Genomic DNA, 17,547 nt, shown 5'->3' with positions numbered 1-17,547 from the left:
CAGGGACCGCTGTGACCGAATCCACCACCGACCGCCGTCAACGCCTCGCACAACTGCGTTCCGCCATCGCGGGCGCCGAGAGCAAGAACGATCTCATCGAGGCCATCGACGCCGCTCTGGCCGTTCCCGCTCCGTCCGGTGACCCGGCCACGCTCACGACCCTCGCGAAGCGTTACCGCTCGCAGGCCGAGGAGGCCGACGATGTGCGCGACCGCGTCGACAAGGTCGCCCGGCAGGGGTTGCCGAACGCCTGGGTCGGCACCACCGGCGCCCGCGCCGGCGAAGTCGTAGCCGCCGCGTCGCGCTCGGCGGACCAGATGGCCTGTGCCTTCCGGGGCGGGGCCCAGGCCCTCCTGACCCTGGCCGACGCTCTCGACGATGCCCGGCGGCGGGACCGGACCGGGCACGAGCAGCTGCGTGACGCCCGCGGGCAGCTCGGCGGGGAGGACGGCTGGTTCGACGACATGCACGAGGACGACGGTGAGGAGCAGGCCCGGGTGCGGGCCCGGGCGATCGGCACGGCCGGAGCCGACGACCGGCTCGCCGCCGCGGCGGCCGCCGATGACGCGGCCCGCGCCGCCGCCCGCGACCTGAACAAGTACGCCGCCGAAGCACGCGCGGGACAGATGCGCACCGACAACCTCTCCGCCGCCGACCGCCTCGTGCTGGCCGACACCTCCAACGTCGACGGCGACCGCGAGCTGAACGAGATCCTCACCGCCAACGACCTCGAACGCGCCGGCAACCGCATGGAGAAGCTCTCCGTCGCCGACCAGGACCGGATGGAACGTCTGCTGGCGGACGCGAGGACTCCGCAGGAGCGCGCCTACCTCATGAAGTCGCTCGCCGCCGGCTACGACGTCGACGAGGTCGAGGATTTCGCCGGGAAGATCCACGGCAGGGATCCGCGGTGGCTGCAGGAGCACCTCGCCCCCGTCACCACCAACGGCTGGGGACAGGAGCAGCAGACGTACGGCCGGGCGAACTGGTCGCAGGACGGCGCCACCTGTGTCCCGTCCTCCACCGTCACCGCGCGCGCCATGGTGGACCCGGTGTACGCGCTGGAGCTCACCGGCGGCCCGGACGGCACCGACGACTCGCCCGACGCGTTCCGCGAGCGGCTCACCGACGAGCAGATGCGGCTGCACGAGGAGGGCGACGGCGCCAACTCCGGCTGGCTGTGGGACCGGCAGCCCGCCGGCATGGACGCCGAGGGGCAGGAGGAGATCTCCGACTCGCAGCTGTCACCGCACACCGGCGATCGCTACGACGTGCAGGAGATGGGTTCCGACGACGACCGGCGCGATGTCCTGACCGACATCGAGAAGTCCGTCGCCGAGGGCAAGCCCGTGCCCATCAACGTCGAGGGGCACGAGGAGAACGGCGACTGGGTGGGGCACGGCATGGTGATCGTCGGCCAGGAGGGCGGCATGCTGCAGATCTACAACCCGTGGGGCACGACCACCTGGGTCAGCGAGGAGGACTTCGTCAAGGGAGACCTCAGCGCGGCCAGCGACGACCGGTTCGACAACGTCAACAACGTCTACATCGGGCAGGGCTGAGGACCGTGCGCATACGTACCGCCCTCGTGGCGCTCCCCCTTGTCGCTCTCGCCGGCTGCGGGTGGACCGGACCCACCGCGTACGGCACCGATGAGCGCACGGTGACCGCCGAGGTCGGCGAGGAGTTCACCCTGGAGGTGCCGGCCAGCCCCGCACTCGGCGAGAACTGGTACCTGGCCCAGCCCCGCCCGGACTCGGCCGTGCTGAGCTATGACGGCAGTGGTGAGGACACCGAGGGCGGCGACGAAGGCGTCACCGGCAGCGGCGGCGGCACCCAGCACTTCGACTTCACCGCGGTGGCATCGGGCAGGACCACGGTGAAGCTGCTGTACTGCCCGCACGGGCTGTGCCACAGCGCCGCCGAGGCCGCCGCGAGTCCGTCCCCCGGGGGCACCGCATCGCCGGTACCGGTCACGACGGCGGCCGCGACGGCCACCCCGGACGACACGGACAACCCCACCTATTACCTCTACACGATCACCGTCCGCTGATCGCCACACAGACGAGGACCCCCGCCGTGCCACCCACCCCCGCCACCGGGACCGACGACGAGCTGATCGCCGCCACCGACATCGGCAGGCTGCTGCTCTTCGGGCTGACCCGGGACACCTTCCGCACGGCTCTTTTCGGGGACGGGGCCGTCGCGGCCGCCGTCACGCTGGACCGGCTCGGGGTGCTGCCGCGCTCGGTGGCGTTCCTCGCCGACACGGTGCGGGCCGGGGGCGTGCGGTACGTGGCCGAGCTGCCCGAACCCCTGCCCTCGGCCGAGGCGTCGGAGGTGCTGCGCGGCTGGCTTCGGAGTGCCGCGGACGTGGCGGCCACCCCGGACGCCGAGGAACGTGCCGCCCGCTGGCTGGACACCGTCGCCGAACTCCTCGGAGCGCGCCGTGATGCCCGCGCGCGCCGCCGGTAGAGGCGGACGGGCTCTGACGAGGGCATCCCGCCCCGCATAGGCTGCCGTTCATGCCCCCGGCCAAGAAGCGTGCCCGCACATACGACCCCGCCAAGATCCGCACCGCGGTGCTCACGCAGTTCGGGCACGTACGGCGGGCCGTCAGCGGGCTCACCGGTGAGCAGCTGGCCCTGCCCACCCGGCTGGGGAGCTGGACCGTCCGGGATCTGGCCGCGCACGTGGTCCTGGTCGTGGGGGTGACGAGCCGTGCTCTGGAGCGGGACGAGCCGGCGAAGGCGGAGCTCAGGCTGTTGGAGTGGCCCGCCGCCATCGCCGCCCGGGCCGGTGACATCGACGACGCGACCCGGGAGCTCGCGGGGGCCCACCCCGATCTCGGCGCTCTCTACGCCGACACCGAGGAACGCCTCACCCGGCACCTGGCGGACGCACCCGGCGACCGCCTCCTCGCCGTCCGCACCGGGACGATGAGCCTCGCCGACTTCCTGGTCACCCGCACCGTCGAACTCGTCGCCCACTCCGACGACCTCAACGCCGCCGTCCCCGGCCTCGGCATCCCCTACGACCGTCAGACCCTCGCCGCCTGCACCCGGCTGCTCGCCGACGCCCTCGCCGCGAAGGCGCCCGGCGGTTCGACCGAGGTGCGGATCCCGCCCTACGCCGTCGTGCAGTGCGTCGAGGGGCCCCGGCACACCCGGGGCACCCCGCCGAACGTCGTCGAGACCGACCCGCTGACCTGGATCCGGCTGGCGACCGGGCGCGTGGCCTGGCAGGACGCCGTCGCGGAGGCCAAGGTGAGCGCGAGCGGGGAGCGGGCCGATCTGGGCGGACTGCTGCCGGTCATGGCGTGACCCGCGACCTCGTGGGGTGACACCCGACAAGCGGAACCGAGCGGAACCGGTCCCGTGTCCCTTCCGTCCCACCGGCATGGACACACTCGGCATGGACACAAAGCGACTGGCCGCCCTCGCCGCGCTCACCCTCCTCCCGCTCGCCGCCGCCTGCGGCAGCGAGGACGCGGGCAGCGAATCGGTCGGTGCCGGGGCCGCGGCCTCCGTCACCGGCGTCCACTGGGCCGTCGACGGCGTCACCGTCGACGGGAAGAAGAGCGACGCCCCGGGCAGCGCCTGGCTGAAGATCGCCGACGGCGGTGAGGTCAAGGGCAACCTCGGCTGCAACAACTTCGGCGCCGACGCCGCCTTCACCGACAGTCAGGTCACCTTCGATCAGGTGCAGGCGACCGAGATGGCCTGCGACGGCGTCCCCGTGAACTTCGAGCAGACCCTCGCCCGCACCCTCGCCGACGGTGGCCTCAGCACCGAGGTGGAGGGCGACAAGCTCACCCTCACCACCGCGGACGGCGACCGCGTCGCCCTCAGCAAGCAGGAGGCGGCGCCGCTCAAGGGCACGAAGTGGACCGTCACCAGCCCCGACGCCGACGGCAAGGCCCACCTCACCATCGACCCGAAGACCGGACAGGTCAGCGGAAGCCTCGGTTGCAACAAGGTGAAGGCCGAGGCAACGGTCCGCGACGGCAGTATCACGCTCGGCACGGCGTCCACCACACGAATGATGTGCGACACCTCACTCATGAAGACGGAGAAGACCCTCCTGGGCCTCTTCGGCGGGACCGTCGATTACCGGATCGATCACCGGAACCTCACTCTGACCAGCGAAAACGGCGAACGCGTGAATGCGGCCGCCGCTGAGTGATCCTTTGCAACAGCGCTGATCAGGCATTCCCCAATTCGGACCAGTGGTCGATCTCGCCTACACTCGGTGCCGTGCCACGTGGTGACGGTCGACTCAATCACGATCTGCTTCCCGGCGAGAAAGGCCCCCAGGACGCTTGCGGCGTCTTCGGTGTCTGGGCCCCGGGCGAAGAGGTCGCAAAGCTCACGTACTTCGGGCTCTACGCCCTCCAGCATCGGGGCCAGGAATCCGCGGGAATCGCGGTCAGCAACGGCTCCCAGATCCTCGTCTTCAAGGACATGGGCCTGGTTTCCCAGGTCTTCGACGAGACTTCTCTCGGATCGCTCCAGGGTCACATCGCAGTGGGCCACGCCCGCTACTCGACCACCGGCGCCTCCGTCTGGGAGAACGCCCAGCCGACGTTCCGTGCCACCGGTCACGGCTCCATCGCGCTCGGCCACAACGGCAACCTGGTCAACACGGCCCAGCTCGCCGAGATGGTCGCCGACCTGCCCAAGCAGGAGGGCGGCCGCACCCCGCGCGTCGCGGCCACCAACGACACCGACCTGCTGACCGCGCTGCTCGCGGCCCAGGTCGACGAGGACGGCAAGCCGCTGACCATCGAGGAGGCGGCCCACCAGATCCTCCCGCAGGTCAAGGGCGCTTTCTCGCTCGTCTTCATGGACGAGAACACCCTCTACGCCGCCCGCGACCCGCAGGGCATCCGCCCGCTGGTCCTCGGCCGCCTGGAGCGCGGCTGGGTCGTCGCCTCCGAGTCCGCGGCCCTCGACATCTGCGGCGCCAGCTACGTCCGTGAGGTCGAGCCGGGCGAGTTCATCGCCATCGACGAGAACGGCCTGCGCACCTCGCGATTCGCGGAAGCGAAGCCCAAGGGCTGTGTCTTCGAGTACGTGTACCTGGCCCGCCCGGACACCGACATCGCCGGCCGGAACGTCTACCTCTCCCGCGTGGAGATGGGCCGCAAGCTCGCGAAGGAAGCCCCGGTCGACGCCGACCTGGTCATAGCGACCCCGGAGTCCGGCACCCCCGCCGCGATCGGCTACGCGGAGGCCAGCGGCATCCCGTTCGGTGCCGGTCTGGTGAAGAACGCGTACGTCGGCCGTACGTTCATCCAGCCCTCGCAGACCATCCGCCAGCTCGGCATCCGTCTGAAGCTGAACCCGCTGAAGGAAGTCATCAAGGGCAAGCGCCTGGTCGTCGTCGACGACTCGATCGTGCGCGGCAACACCCAGCGCGCCCTGGTCCGCATGCTCCGCGAGGCGGGCGCGGCGGAGGTCCACATCCGGATCTCCTCCCCGCCGGTGAAGTGGCCCTGCTTCTTCGGCATCGACTTCGCCACCCGCGCCGAGCTCATCGCCAACGGCATGAGCATCGAGGAGATCGGCACCTCGCTGGGCGCCGACTCCCTGTCGTACATCTCCATCGACGGCATGATCGAGGCGACCACCATCGCCAAGCCGAACCTCTGCCGCGCCTGCTTCGACGGCGAGTACCCGATGGAGCTGCCCGATCCCGAGCTGCTGGGCAAGCAGCTCCTGGAGACCGAGCTCGCGGCCGGTACGGCCGCCACGGCTGCCGCCGACGCGATCCGTCGCCCGTAAGCCCCGTAACCAACCCGAAAGATCCCAGGCAATGTCTGAGACTGTTGTGCCCGGTGGGGCTTCCTACGCGGCGGCCGGCGTCGACATCGAGGCGGGCGACCGCGCGGTCGAGCTGATGAAGGAGTGGGTGAAGAAGACCCAGCGCCCCGAGGTCCTCGGCGGCCTCGGCGGTTTCGCCGGCCTCTTCGACGCCTCCGCCCTCAAGCGCTACGAGCGCCCGCTGCTCGCCTCCGCCACCGACGGCGTCGGCACCAAGGTCGACGTCGCCCGCCAGATGGGCGTCTACGACACGATCGGCCACGACCTGGTCGCGATGGTCATGGACGACATCGTGGTGTGCGGTGCCGAGCCGCTGTTCATGACCGACTACATCTGTGTCGGCAAGGTCCACCCCGAGCGGGTCGCCGCCATCGTGAAGGGCATCGCCGAGGGCTGTGTGCTCGCCGGCTGCGCCCTGGTGGGCGGCGAGACGGCCGAGCACCCGGGTCTGCTGGGCGAGGACGACTTCGACGTCGCCGGCGCAGGTACGGGCGTCGTTGAGGCCGACCGGCTGCTGGGCGCCGATCGCATCCGTACGGGTGACGCGGTGATCGCCATGGCGGCGTCCGGGCTTCACTCGAACGGGTACTCGCTGGTCCGGCACGTCCTGCTGAACCAGGCCGGCCTCGCCCTGGACGCGCGGATCGAGGAGTTCGGCCGCACCCTCGGCGAGGAGCTGCTGGAGCCCACGAAGATCTACTCGCTGGACTGCCTGGCGCTGACCAGGACCACGGATGTGCACGCCTTCTCGCACATCACCGGCGGCGGCCTCGCGGCCAACCTGGCCCGGGTGATCCCGGACGGCCTGCACGCGATCGTCGACCGCTCCACCTGGACCCCGGCCCCGATCTTCGACCTCGTCGGCAAGACCGGCTCCGTCGAGCGCCTGGAGCTGGAGAAGACCCTGAACATGGGCGTCGGCATGATCGCGATCCTCCCGGAGGAGTCCGCGGACGTGGCCCTGGCGACGCTGGCCGACCGAGGCGTGGACGCCTGGGTCGCAGGCGAGATCACGGACCGGGGCGACCACGAGACCGGTGCCGCCCTGGTGGGTGACTACTCGGGCTGACGCCCGGAGGCGCAGCGCAAAACCCGGTCCGGCGGGAAACCGCTCAGGACCGGGTCAGGCACTGCTGGATAGTCAAGCGCCGCGGCGTTGTTGCGACGTGGGACCGGACTCGTCGTCCTCGTCGTCCTCATCGTCGTTGTAATAGTCCGCGTACTGGGCGTACGGGTCGTCTTCTTCGTCGTCGTCCTCGAACGGCTCGCCGTTCGGCGGCTGATTCGAAGTCGAAGCGCCCAGCTCGTTGGCCAGACGCGACAGGTCAGTCCCGCCGCTGTTGTACTTCAGCTGGCGGGCGACCTTCGTCTGCTTGGCCTTGGCCCGGCCGCGCCCCATGGCTCGACCCCCTCGGTGACGGGGCTCGACGGCCCCAGAGTCTTGACACGCGTTCATGATCTGGAACGGGCTCTCCTCGGAGAGACCGGTCCGTAGGGCTTCCACGGTACCTGAGCCCGCGCCCATACGGTACGTCGCCCGCAGCACGCGCGTGTGCCCAGAACCCTCGAGGTGCCCTGTCCTCGCTGGTCAACCGCGATTTTAACCACTTCTTGGCAGCCGACCCGCCGACGAACGTGAGAGTTCTCTCCAAGTGTGCGCCGACGGGTCCCTGCCAAACCCCGGTCAGGGGTTCGATACGGCGGATCAGTGCGCGCCGCGTGCCTCCGCCATCCGCTGCTCGGCGATCCGGTCGGCCGCGGCGGCCGGCGGAATCCCATCCGTCTTCGCACGTGCGAATATGGCGAGCGTGGTGTCGTAGATCTTCGCGGCCTTCGCCTTGCACCGGTCGAAGTCGAAGCCGTGCAGCTCGTCGGCGACCTGGATGACACCGCCGGCGTTCACCACGTAGTCGGGCGCGTAGAGGATCCCGCGGTCCGCGATGTCCTTCTCGACGCCCGGGTGGGCGAGCTGGTTGTTGGCGGCGCCGCACACCACCTTGGCGGTCAGTGCCGGCACGGTGTCGTCGTTCAGGGCGCCGCCGAGCGCGCAGGGGGCGTAGATGTCGAGGTCCTCGACGCGGATCAGGGTGGCGGTGTCGGCGACCGCGGTCACACCGTCGGGGTGTGCGGCGAGGATGCGGCCGACGGCCTCCTCGCGCACGTCCGTGATGACGACCTCGGCGCCCTCGGCGCGCAGGTGCTCCACCAGGTGGTGGCCGACCTTGCCGACACCGGCGATGCCGACCTTGCGGCCGCGCAGCGACGGGTCGCCCCACAGGTGCTGTGCGGAGGCCCGCATGCCCTGGTAGACGCCGAAGGCGGTGAGCACGGAGGAGTCGCCGGCGCCGCCGTTCTCCGGGGAGCGGCCGGTCGTCCAGCGGCACTCGCGGGCCACGACGTCCATGTCGGCGACGTACGTACCGACGTCGCACGCGGTGACGTACCGGCCGCCCAGCGAGGCCACGAACCGGCCGTAGGCCAGCAGCAGCTCCTCGGACTTGATGATCTCCGGGTCGCCGATGATCACGGCCTTGCCACCGCCGTGGTCGAGACCGGCCATGGCGTTCTTGTACGACATCCCGCGCGCGAGGTTCAGCGCGTCGGCGACGGCCTCTTCCTCGGTCGCGTACGGGTAGAAGCGCGTACCGCCGAGGGCGGGGCCCAGGGCGGTGGAATGGAGGGCGATGACGGCCTTGAGGCCGCTGGCGCGGTCCTGGCAGAGCACGACTTGCTCATGACCCCCCTGGTCCGAGTGGAACAGGGTGTGCAGGACGCCGTGTGTTACGTCGGTCACTGTGGTGACTCCTGAGTACGGTGCGGCGGTTGGAGCGAGCTCCCGTACAGGTGGCGGGGGCTGTTGAGCATGAGATTAAACCCGCGAGCGCCCGTCCAACCCGCAGTGCTCAGGATCACCTACTCCCGGAGTACGTCCGTGCGACGATTTGCATAGTTTTCCCGCACGTTTGTAAGCGGGTTTCGCAGGTTTCCCTGGCAGACGGCGGGGGAGGGAGCAGGCGTGCCCAAGGTGTCCTCGGTGATCGTCCCGTACGCGACCTATCTGCGGGTGTACGAGCCGCTAGCGGCCTTCCCGGAACCGGAGCGCGGCCACTGGTCCCGTTACGCCCGCAACGCCGACCGGCCGTCGTACCAGGACGAACTGCGCCGTTCCCTGGCGGACTTGCTGCCCACCCCGCCGGTCGCCGTGCCGGTGCACGAGAGCGGTGACGCCTTCGTCCTCGAGATCGACGGGGTGCTGTGCGTATGCCCGTGGCGGACCCGGCTGCGCGGCTGGCAGGCGCTCGGGGAGCTGGCCGACGAGCTGCCCAAGCCGGTGCTGGACGCGGTGCTCCCGGAGGTCGTACGGCGCCAGGCGGCCCAGGACTACGAGCGCTGGCTGGCCCGCAACCCGGACGCCCGGCCGTGGATCCGCACCTCGACCTGGCAGGTGCCGCTGCACTGGTTCGTGCTGGTGTCGGACGAGGAGCGGCGCTTCGAGAAGGGCTCGGGCGAGATCCCGCCGATGCTGCGCTACCAGACCCCGATGGTCCAGGCGCGCCGTCGGGTGGCGCGGGCGCTGCGGACGCTGAAGGACACCGTGGACGAAGGGCCCCTCATCGACGGCCTGGTGGACGTCGGGCGCTGGCTGGAGGAGTTCCACCCGCGCTCGCTGGTCGAGCTGGACTACGGCGGCCTGGTGCACACCCTGCCGACCGGCGAGTTGGAGGACGATCACTCGGCGGCGGACGTGGCCGACGGCATCGAGGCGCTGCGGCAGGGGGACGGGGCGGGCGCCGGGGAGGCCTACGGGCGGCTCGTGGAGCGGTGGCGCTCGGTGCGGGACCGGCGGTCGGCGAACTGACGTCGGTGTGATGCAGCGCACTGTGTGATGTAACGAACTGGCGTTTGACGACACGCCCGTTTTGGGGTTTCGTGCTCGTTCTGAGGTTCTTGATGCCTCGTCAACAAGGGACGTAGAACCCGATCCGGACGTATGCATCAAGGATGCGTCAACACGCGTAAGCGTGACGGACCGCACGTACGCGGCCCTTGCGCCTCGAACCCCCCCTCGTGCCAAAATAGGACAAGGAGTCCGGGGAGGACTCCATCTCGACATTGCACTATTTGGGGGGTCTTGAGACTCCTGCGCGCCACTGTGACTGATCGTCACAGCGGCGTGACTGTCCGCTATGGCATGGTCCATCGGCTTCCGTCGCTGATGAACACCTGGAGGGGCAATTCCATCGGTTTGGCCGACGCGGCTGGACAGATGGTGTAGTTGTAGTGCCGAGGACAAGCCGTTCGTCCTATAACCGACTCGACTCGCGTCCGCCATTTCGGGCAACGCGGGTCAAGGTGCAGAATTTAGAGGAAAGAACCGAGAAGGTTCGGTTCTCCCGAGGAGGCCGCTCATGACCGCTCGCACCCCTGATGCCGAGCCGCTGCTGACCCCGGCTGAGGTCGCCACGATGTTCCGCGTCGACCCCAAGACGGTCACGCGGTGGGCGAAGGCCGGGAAGCTTACTTCCATCCGTACGCTCGGCGGACACCGCCGTTACCGCGAGGCTGAGGTCCGCGCTCTGCTCGCGGGTATCCCGCAGCAGCGCAGCGAGGCCTGAACAGCTGCATAACCGGGCAAACCGGCGGTTCCCCCAACTCGCCGCGACGCCCGAACACCAGCTCCAAGCGACGCGGGTTCCGCCCCAACGGAGCCCACGCCCAAGCCGTCAGAGCACTTCAGGCACGCAACAAGGGTGCGTCGTAGATCGCGCTGGACTCCGCCGAGTCCAGCGCGATCTTTTTGTGCGCGGAGTGTGTGCCGGCGGTGGTCCTGTGAGTGGGCTTGTCGGAGTCTGGGGAGGGCTGTCGGATCTCCTGTGGACTCACTCTGAGTGGTCGCCGAGGGCGGGCCGGACGGTGGCCGGGCAGGGCCGGGGCGAGCCCCGGAAGCTGGTGCAATTGCACATATTAAATTGACCTGTTGTAGGCGAGGTGTAAGTCCTACTCGCGCGGAAACTTATGCGGTGACACCCGTCACACGCCATGGTGCTTGTTGCCTCTGGCTTATGTGCGCTATGAGCTCGTGGTGATCCATTGGCCCATGGTGGGGCGGGAGTTGGCGTCGGCGACGCCGAGTCGGGTCACGCGGTGGACGGGGCCTCGTCCTCGATGGCCTCATCGGGGGCCGGGTCGTAGGAGCGGGTACCTGGGTCCATCGCCAGGCGCAGCAGGCGGTGGCAGATCGGGCAGTGGCGGGTGAGATGCCGGTAGGGCGAGGCGGCCGACAGATGTGCGCGGAGCAGTGCCCGCGTCTCGTGCCTTACCGATGCCGCCATACGCCACCTCCGGGAGCCGGGCGGGGAAGGGCCCTGATTTCTGGGTACCGAGCGAATGTGACGCCGTCAAGGTGGCGTGGAGGGCCGGGTCGCCCGGGGCGGGGGCGTACGCAGGCCGGACGGGCCGGATGTGTCCGCCGAATCGGTCCGAACCCGCCCGAGACAACGAGCGAGGCCCGCTTCCCTCTCGGGATGCGGGCCTCGCTTCTACTGCGGTCCTGACGGGATTTGAACCCGCGGCCTCCACCTTGACAGGGTGGCGAGCACTCCAAACTGCTCCACAGGACCTGGTTTCGCGGCGCCATTTGTGCGTTGCGCTGCGAGAAGAGACTGTACAGGAGGGTGCGCCCCCTGGTCGAACTCACTCAGCGTACACAGCCCGTTACGGCGCCAGCGTGTCGATCGCCTTCACGATCCGCTTGTCCGAGATGGGGTACGCCGTGCCGAGCGCGTGGGCGAAATAGCTGACGCGGAGCTCCTCCAGCATCCAGCGGACGTCCAGGACCTGCGTGGGCACCGGCCGCCCCTGGGGCATCTGCTCCAGGAGCCAGGCGTACTCGTCCTGCATCTCGTGGACCTTCTCCATGCGCGTCGTGTCCCGCTGGACGTTCGTCGGCATCTGCTGGAGCCGGCGGTCCACCGCGATCAGATAGCGCATCAGGTCGGGCAGGCGCCGCAACCCCGCCTCCGTCACGAAGCCGGGCTTCACCAGGGCGTCCAGCTGCTTGCGGACGTCCGTCAGGTTCGCCAGCAGCGTGGGGCTGCGTACGGTCTTCAGGCGGCGCTCAGCGGCCTGCCAGGCGGCGAGCACCTGCTGCACCTGGCCCACCGTACGGACCGTCGTGTCGACGATCTCGGCGCGCACCTTCTCGTACAGCTTCCGGTACGACTCCTCGTCCCACGCCGGTCCCCCGAAGTCACCGATCAGCTTGTCGGCCGCCGCCATCGCGCAGTCGTCGAAGAGGCCCTGGATCGAGCCGTGCGGGTTCGCCGACAGCGCCAGTTTCTGCGCGTTCGTCAGGTGATCGCTCGCGAATTTCGCCGGGTTGACCGGGATGTTGCGGAGGATCAGGCGGCGGGTGCCCTTCCACATCGCCTGCTGCTGCTCCGCCTCCGTGTCGAACAGGCGCACCGACACCGTGTCGCCGTCGTCGACCAGCGCCGGGTACGCCTTCACCGGCTGCCCGGCCCGGCGGGTCTCGAAGACGCGGGTGAGCGTGCCGATGGTCCAGTCGGTCAGGCCCTTGCGCTCCAGGGACTCGCCGCCCTGGCGGGAGGCGGTGGCCGCGGCGGCCTGCGACAGGGCTTGGCGCGCCTTGGGCTTCAGGCGGAGCTGCAGGGCCTCCAGATCCTTGTCCTCGGCGAGCTTGCGACGGCGCTCGTCGATGATCCGGAAGGTGATGCGCAGGTGCTCGGGGACCCTCGACCAGTCGAAGTCGTCGGCGGTGAAGGGCACTCCGACCATGCGCTTCAGTTCGCGGGCCATCGTCACCGTCAGCGGCTCCTGCAGCGGGACGGCCGTGTCGAGGAAGCGCTTCGCGAAGTTCGGCGCCGGTACGTAGTGACGGCGGATCGGCTTGGGGAGGGAACGGATCAGCTCCGTCACCAGCTCCTCCCTGAGGCCCGGGATCTGCCAGTCGAAGCCCTCGTCCGTGACCTGGTTGAGGACCTGGAGCGGCAGGTGGAGCGTCACACCGTCCGCGTCCGCGCCCGGCTCGAACTGGTAGGTGACCCGGAACTTCAGCTGCCCCTGCCGCCACGAGTCCGGATAGTCGGCCTTGGTGACCGCCTCCGCCGACTCCCGGATGAGCATCTCGCGCTCGAAGTCCAGGAACTCCGGCTCCTCGTGCCGCTTGCGCTTCCACCAGGAGTCGAAGTGGGCACCCGACACGGCGTGCTCGGGGACCCTCTGGTCATAGAAGTCGAACAGCGTCTCGTCGTCGACGACGATGTCCCGGCGCCGCGCCCGGTGTTCCAACTCCTCGACCTCGCTGAGGAGTTTGCGGTTGTCGGCGAAGAACTTGTGGTGCGTGCGCCAGTCGCCCTCGACGAGGGCGTTGCGGATGAACAGCTCCCGGCTGACCTCCGGGTCGATACGGCCGTAGTTGACCTTGCGCTGGGCGATGATCGGGACGCCGTACAGCGTCACCTTCTCGTACGCCATCACCGCTGCCTGGTCCTTCTCCCAGTGCGGTTCGGAGTACGTACGCTTCAGGAGGTGCTCGGCGAGCGGTTCGACCCACTCGGGCTCGATCTTGGCGTTGACGCGGGCCCAGAGGCGGGAGGTCTCCACCAGCTCCGCCGACATCACGAAGCGCGGGGGCTTCTTGAAGAGGGCCGAGCCCGGGAAGACCGCGAACTTGGCGCTGCGGGCGCCCAGATACTCGTTCTTCGCTCCGTCCTTCACGTCCTTCATCCCGATGTGGGACAGCAGGCCGGCGAGGAGGGAGACATGCACGCGGTCGGCGGGGGCGTCGTCCTCGTTGAGGTGGATGCCCATCTGCTTGGCAACCGTGCGCAGCTGGGTGTAGATGTCCTGCCATTCGCGGATGCGCAGGAAGTTCAGGTACTCCTGCTTGCACATCCGGCGGAAGGACGACGAGCCGCGCTCGCGCTGCTGCTCGCGGACATAGCGCCAGAGGTTGAGATAGGCGAGGAAGTCGCTCGTCTCGTCCTTGAAGCGGGCGTGCTGCTGGTCGGCCTGGGCCTGCTTGTCGGCCGGGCGCTCGCGCGGGTCCTGGATGGAGAGCGCGGCCGCTATGACCATGACCTCGCGGACACAGCCGTTCTTGTCGGCCTCCAGGACCATCCGGGCCAGCCGCGGGTCGACGGGGAGCTGCGCGAGCTTGCGGCCGGTCTGCGTGAGCCGCTTGCGGGCGTCCTTCTCGGCCGGGTCGATCGCGCCGAGCTCCTGCAGGAGCTGGACGCCGTCGCGGATGTTGCGGTGGTCCGGCGGGTCGATGAACGGGAACTTCTCGATGTCGCCCAGGCCGGCCGCGGTCATCTGCAGGATGACGGAGGCGAGGTTCGTACGGAGGATCTCCGCGTCCGTGAACTCCGGGCGGGCGACGAAGTCGTCCTCGGAGTACAGCCGGATACAGATTCCGTCGCTGGTCCGGCCGCAGCGGCCCTTGCGCTGGTTGGCGCTGGCCTGGGAGACCGGCTCGATGGGGAGCCGCTGCACCTTGGTGCGATGGCTGTACCGGCTGATCCGGGCGAAACCGGGGTCGATGACGTACTTGATGCCCGGAACGGTGAGGGAGGTCTCGGCGACGTTGGTCGCCAGAACGATCCTGCGCCCGGTGTGGGACTGGAAGACGCGGTGCTGCTCTGCGTGCGAGAGCCGGGCATAGAGGGGGAGCACCTCGGTGAAGCGGTAGTTCTTCTTCACCAGTGCGTCGGCGGTGTCCCTGATCTCCCGCTCTCCGGAGAGGAAGACGAGGATGTCGCCCTTGCCCTCGCTCTGGAGTTCCTCGACGGCATCGCAGATCGCCGTGATCTGGTCGCGGTCGGAGTCCTCCGAGTCCTCCTCCAGCAGCGGCCGATAGCGCACCTCCACCGGATACGTCCGTCCGCTGACCTCGACGATCGGGGCGTCGCCGAAGTGCCGGGAGAAGCGCTCGGGATCGATGGTCGCGGAGGTGATGACGACCTTCAGATCCGGCCGCTTGGGCAGCAGCTGGGCCAGATACCCGAGCAGGAAGTCGATGTTGAGCGACCGCTCGTGCGCCTCGTCGATGATGATCGTGTCGTAGGCGCGCAGCTCACGGTCGGTCTGGATCTCGGCGAGCAGGATGCCGTCGGTCATCAGCTTGATGAAGGTGCCGTCCGGGTTCACCTGATCGGTGAACCGCACCTTCCAGCCGACGGTTTCACCGAGCGGGGTGTCCAGCTCCTCCGCCACCCGCTCCGCGACCGTACGGGCCGCGATCCGGCGGGGCTGGGTGTGGCCGATCATGCCCCTGACGCCACGCCCGAGCTCCACACAGATCTTCGGGATCTGGGTCGTCTTCCCGGAACCGGTCTCACCGGCGACGATCACGACCTGGTGATCGCGGATCGCGGCCGCGATCTCGTCCTTCTTCTGGCTGACCGGCAGCTGCTCGGGATACGTGACGGCGGGGACGCGGGCTCGGCGAGCGGCGATACGCTCCTCACCCTTGGCGATCTCCGCCTCGATCTCGGCGAGTACGGCGGTTCGCGCCTCCGGCTTGCGGATCTTGCGGGCACCTTCGAGCCGCCGGCCGAGCCGCTGTGCATCGCGCAGCGAGAGCTCGGTCAGACGGGGGGCCAGGGAGCCGAGGGCGGGGGCAGGGTGCGTAGACATACGGGGTCCAGGATCTCATCCCGCCGAAATCCGTGGCGAACGCTTTTGTCGCGCCGCGCCCGTCCGGCGTTGACGCGCCGGTCATACACACAACCAAGGCCCCGATCCGAAGATCGGGGCCTTGGTTCTGACGTGGCTGGGGCCGGGGTCGAACCGGCGACCTATCGCTTTTCAGGCGATCGCTCGTACCAACTGAGCTACCCAGCCGTCAAGGCTTCTCTCGAAGCCTTTGCGGTCCTGACGGGATTTGAACCCGCGGCCTCCACCTTGACAGGGTGGCGAGCACTCCAAACTGCTCCACAGGACCTTGCGATGCGTACGACAGTGTCGCACACGTACTGCGTGCCCCCAACGGGATTCGAACCCGTGCTACCGCCTTGAAAGGGCGGCGTCCTAGGCCGCTAGACGATGAGGGCTATCGGCCCGCCTGGGCGCTTCTCAGCGCGTCGGGGACGTGAGAAGCATATGGGATGGCGGGAGGTATCGCCAAAACGGTTTACGGGGAGGGGCTGGCGGTGGGAGTCGGGGAGTCGGTCGCGCCCGGTTGGTTCTCCTCCACCAGGTGGCGCCGCACCTCCGCGGTGGTCAGGCCCAGGCCGCCCAGTTCGATCTCGTCCCAGGCCTGGAGGCGGTGGGTGGCACGGTCGAAGTAGAGGACCGAGGTCTGGATGGGGTCGGGGTGTTCGCCCTCGACCGCGCGGAGGCCGCTGCCGCCGGTGGAGCCTTCGAGGCGGAGGCGGGTGCCGTAGGGCAGGACCTCCATCTCCTGGTGGTGGAGGTGGCCGGCCAGGGCCAGCGGGACCTCGCCGTCCGTCTGGCGGGCGGCGACGGGTTCGTGGGCGATGGCGACGTCCACGGGGGTGCCGGCGGACCGCTGGTCGCGCAGGGACGTGGCCAGGCGTGCGCCCGCCAGTTCGTTCGCCGCGTCGCCGCCGGCGGCCTGGGAGCGGTCGGGGGTGAACTGGGGGTCGCCGATGCCCGCGAAGCGCAGGCCGGCGATGGTCCGCGCCTTGCCGTCGTCCAGGACGTGGACGTTCTTCAGGTCTTCCAGATAGCGCTGGGTCAGGCGGGAGTCGTGGTTGCCGCGCACCCAGACGTAGGGGGCGCCGAGGTCCTCGATGGGGTCGAGGAAGCCGTTCTCGGCGGCCGTGCCGTGGTCCATCGTGTCGCCGGAGTCGACGATCACATTGATCTTGTACTGGTCGACGAGCGAGGCGATGATCTTCCAGCTCGCCGGGTTGAGGTGGATGTCGGAGACGTGCAGGACGCGGATGGTGCTCGGGTCGGGTGCGTAGGCGGGGAGCGTGGAGGTGGCGTCGTAGAGCTTGGTCACATTGGTGACCAGGCGGGCCAACTCCTTCTGGTAGACGTCGAATTCGGTCACGATGCTGCGTGCGTTGCCGACCAGGGACGGGGCGGAGGAGAGCAGGCCCGAGAACTTCGGTTCCAGGACCGACTCCGGGTTCCAGGTGGCGTACGCGGTGCCGCCCGACGCGGCCAGCAGGGTCAGGGCGAGGCCGCCGGCGGCCAGGGCCCGGCGGGGGCGGCGGTAGATCGCCAGACCGAGGGCGGCGGCGCCGGTGACAACGGCCACGCAGCTGCGTACGGCCAGGTCGCGGGTGCCGTGGGCGACGTCCTGGGTGACCTCGTCCTGGAGGCCGGAGAGGCGTTCGGGGTGGTCGACCAGGGCCTGGGCGCGGGCGGGGTCGAGCTGGTCGACGTTGACGTCCAGGCGGACGGGGGCGATATGGCTGTCCAGCTGGAGGGCGCCGAGCGGGGAGACGTTGATCTTCGTGCCGCCCGTGATGGACGGACGCAGGGTCATCGTCGTGTTCATGGGGCCGACCGGGACGCGTACGTTGCCGACGATCAGCAGGCCCAGCCAGGCGCCGAGGAGGACCACGGCGACCAGGCCAAGGGCGCGGGTCCAGGGGTGGGGCTGGGTGACCAGTTCCAGTGTGGGGAGCGGGCGTCGGGTGGCGTAGCGGCGGGCGAGGGCGCGTGGCGCCCTGGGCAGGTGACCTAGAACCTTCGATACGGCGGCGGGGACGCGGGCCATTGA

At 69.4% G+C, this 17,547-nt stretch carries 14 protein-coding genes and 4 tRNA genes; 9 read left to right on the top strand and 9 right to left on the bottom strand.

What is annotated here, in order from left to right; translation table 11 throughout:
• Window positions 1–11 precede the first annotated feature (11 nt).
• The 7 genes from ACFQ6S_RS20455 (at window position 12) to purM (ending at window position 6,894) form a co-directional block, all read left to right on the top strand.
• Entirely contained in the window at window positions 12–1,562 is a 1,551-nt protein-coding gene (locus tag ACFQ6S_RS20455) for a peptidoglycan-binding protein (protein WP_383411444.1), read from the top strand.
• 5 nt (window positions 1,563–1,567) lie between these two features.
• The gene (locus ACFQ6S_RS20450; protein ID WP_383411441.1) at window positions 1,568–2,053 is read left to right on the top strand and encodes a protease inhibitor I42 family protein; all 486 of its coding nucleotides are present in this window, start codon (window positions 1,568–1,570) and stop codon (window positions 2,051–2,053) included.
• Between the two features lie 26 nt (window positions 2,054–2,079).
• Window positions 2,080–2,475: a hypothetical protein gene (locus tag ACFQ6S_RS20445; RefSeq protein WP_383411437.1), complete on the top strand. Its 396-nt coding sequence runs from the start codon at window positions 2,080–2,082 to the stop codon at window positions 2,473–2,475.
• 50 nt (window positions 2,476–2,525) lie between these two features.
• Window positions 2,526–3,323: a sterol carrier family protein gene (locus tag ACFQ6S_RS20440; protein WP_383411434.1), complete on the top strand. Its 798-nt coding sequence runs from the start codon at window positions 2,526–2,528 to the stop codon at window positions 3,321–3,323.
• A 91-nt stretch (window positions 3,324–3,414) separates the two neighbouring features.
• Window positions 3,415–4,185, top strand: coding sequence for an META domain-containing protein (locus tag ACFQ6S_RS20435; RefSeq protein ID WP_383411431.1), 771 nt, complete (start codon window positions 3,415–3,417; stop codon window positions 4,183–4,185).
• A gap of 71 nt (window positions 4,186–4,256) precedes the next feature.
• Window positions 4,257–5,786: an amidophosphoribosyltransferase gene (gene purF, locus ACFQ6S_RS20430; RefSeq protein ID WP_383411428.1), complete on the top strand. Its 1,530-nt coding sequence runs from the start codon at window positions 4,257–4,259 to the stop codon at window positions 5,784–5,786.
• A 31-nt stretch (window positions 5,787–5,817) separates the two neighbouring features.
• The gene (gene purM, locus ACFQ6S_RS20425) at window positions 5,818–6,894 is read left to right on the top strand and encodes a phosphoribosylformylglycinamidine cyclo-ligase (protein ID WP_383411424.1); all 1,077 of its coding nucleotides are present in this window, start codon (window positions 5,818–5,820) and stop codon (window positions 6,892–6,894) included.
• Between the two features lie 72 nt (window positions 6,895–6,966).
• Here purM and ACFQ6S_RS20420 read toward each other — a convergent pair whose 3' ends face one another.
• Window positions 6,967–7,224, bottom strand: a complete 258-nt coding sequence (locus ACFQ6S_RS20420; protein ID WP_383411421.1) for a DUF3073 domain-containing protein — start codon at window positions 7,222–7,224, stop codon at window positions 6,967–6,969.
• 306 nt (window positions 7,225–7,530) lie between these two features.
• On the bottom strand, window positions 7,531–8,619 hold the full coding sequence (locus tag ACFQ6S_RS20415; protein WP_383411418.1) for a Leu/Phe/Val dehydrogenase: 1,089 nt from the start codon (window positions 8,617–8,619) through the stop codon (window positions 7,531–7,533).
• 222 nt (window positions 8,620–8,841) lie between these two features.
• Here ACFQ6S_RS20415 and ACFQ6S_RS20410 point away from each other — a divergent pair, with 222 nt between their 5' ends.
• The gene (locus ACFQ6S_RS20410; protein ID WP_383411415.1) at window positions 8,842–9,684 is read left to right on the top strand and encodes a hypothetical protein; all 843 of its coding nucleotides are present in this window, start codon (window positions 8,842–8,844) and stop codon (window positions 9,682–9,684) included.
• A 550-nt stretch (window positions 9,685–10,234) separates the two neighbouring features.
• Window positions 10,235–10,441, top strand: coding sequence for a developmental transcriptional regulator BldC (gene bldC, locus ACFQ6S_RS20405; RefSeq protein ID WP_003949541.1), 207 nt, complete (start codon window positions 10,235–10,237; stop codon window positions 10,439–10,441).
• A 522-nt stretch (window positions 10,442–10,963) separates the two neighbouring features.
• Here bldC and ACFQ6S_RS20400 read toward each other — a convergent pair.
• The 7 genes from ACFQ6S_RS20400 to ACFQ6S_RS20370 all read right to left on the bottom strand — a co-directional run bounded on the left by ACFQ6S_RS20400 (window position 10,964) and on the right by ACFQ6S_RS20370 (window position 17,544).
• Complete coding sequence (locus ACFQ6S_RS20400) at window positions 10,964–11,158, bottom strand: DUF6274 family protein (RefSeq protein WP_383411412.1); 195 nt, start codon at window positions 11,156–11,158, stop codon at window positions 10,964–10,966.
• A gap of 213 nt (window positions 11,159–11,371) precedes the next feature.
• Window positions 11,372–11,446: transfer RNA gene (locus ACFQ6S_RS20395), tRNA-Asp, on the bottom strand.
• A gap of 94 nt (window positions 11,447–11,540) precedes the next feature.
• Window positions 11,541–15,485 (bottom strand): ATP-dependent RNA helicase HrpA, encoded by a 3,945-nt coding sequence (gene hrpA / locus ACFQ6S_RS20390; protein WP_383411409.1) that lies wholly within the window; start codon window positions 15,483–15,485, stop codon window positions 11,541–11,543.
• Between the two features lie 133 nt (window positions 15,486–15,618).
• A tRNA-Phe gene (locus tag ACFQ6S_RS20385) sits at window positions 15,619–15,692 on the bottom strand.
• Window positions 15,693–15,717: 25 nt separating this feature from the next.
• A tRNA-Asp gene (locus ACFQ6S_RS20380) sits at window positions 15,718–15,792 on the bottom strand.
• Window positions 15,793–15,828: 36 nt separating this feature from the next.
• Window positions 15,829–15,901 (bottom strand) — tRNA-Glu (locus ACFQ6S_RS20375).
• Window positions 15,902–15,981: 80 nt separating this feature from the next.
• Window positions 15,982–17,544, bottom strand: a complete 1,563-nt coding sequence (locus tag ACFQ6S_RS20370) for a metallophosphoesterase (RefSeq protein WP_383411406.1) — start codon at window positions 17,542–17,544, stop codon at window positions 15,982–15,984.
• Window positions 17,545–17,547 lie beyond the last annotated feature (3 nt).

It is taken from the genome of Streptomyces sp. NPDC056479 (genome assembly GCF_042795335.1).
Classification (GTDB): Bacteria; Actinomycetota; Actinomycetes; order Streptomycetales; family Streptomycetaceae; genus Streptomyces.
This window is presented reverse-complemented; position numbering and strand designations above follow the sequence as displayed.

Coding starts and splice junctions, on each gene's coding strand:
- ACFQ6S_RS20420 (WP_383411421.1), bottom strand. CDS start 7,224: ATGGGGCGCGGCCGGGCCAAGGCCAAGCAGACGAAGGTCGCCCGCCAG.
- purM (WP_383411424.1), top strand. CDS start 5,818: ATGTCTGAGACTGTTGTGCCCGGTGGGGCTTCCTACGCGGCGGCCGGC.
- ACFQ6S_RS20440 (WP_383411434.1), top strand. CDS start 2,526: ATGCCCCCGGCCAAGAAGCGTGCCCGCACATACGACCCCGCCAAGATC.
- bldC (WP_003949541.1), top strand. CDS start 10,235: ATGACCGCTCGCACCCCTGATGCCGAGCCGCTGCTGACCCCGGCTGAG.
- hrpA (WP_383411409.1), bottom strand. CDS start 15,485: ATGTCTACGCACCCTGCCCCCGCCCTCGGCTCCCTGGCCCCCCGTCTG.
- ACFQ6S_RS20435 (WP_383411431.1), top strand. CDS start 3,415: ATGGACACAAAGCGACTGGCCGCCCTCGCCGCGCTCACCCTCCTCCCG.
- ACFQ6S_RS20400 (WP_383411412.1), bottom strand. CDS start 11,158: ATGGCGGCATCGGTAAGGCACGAGACGCGGGCACTGCTCCGCGCACAT.
- ACFQ6S_RS20370 (WP_383411406.1), bottom strand. CDS start 17,544: ATGGCCCGCGTCCCCGCCGCCGTATCGAAGGTTCTAGGTCACCTGCCC.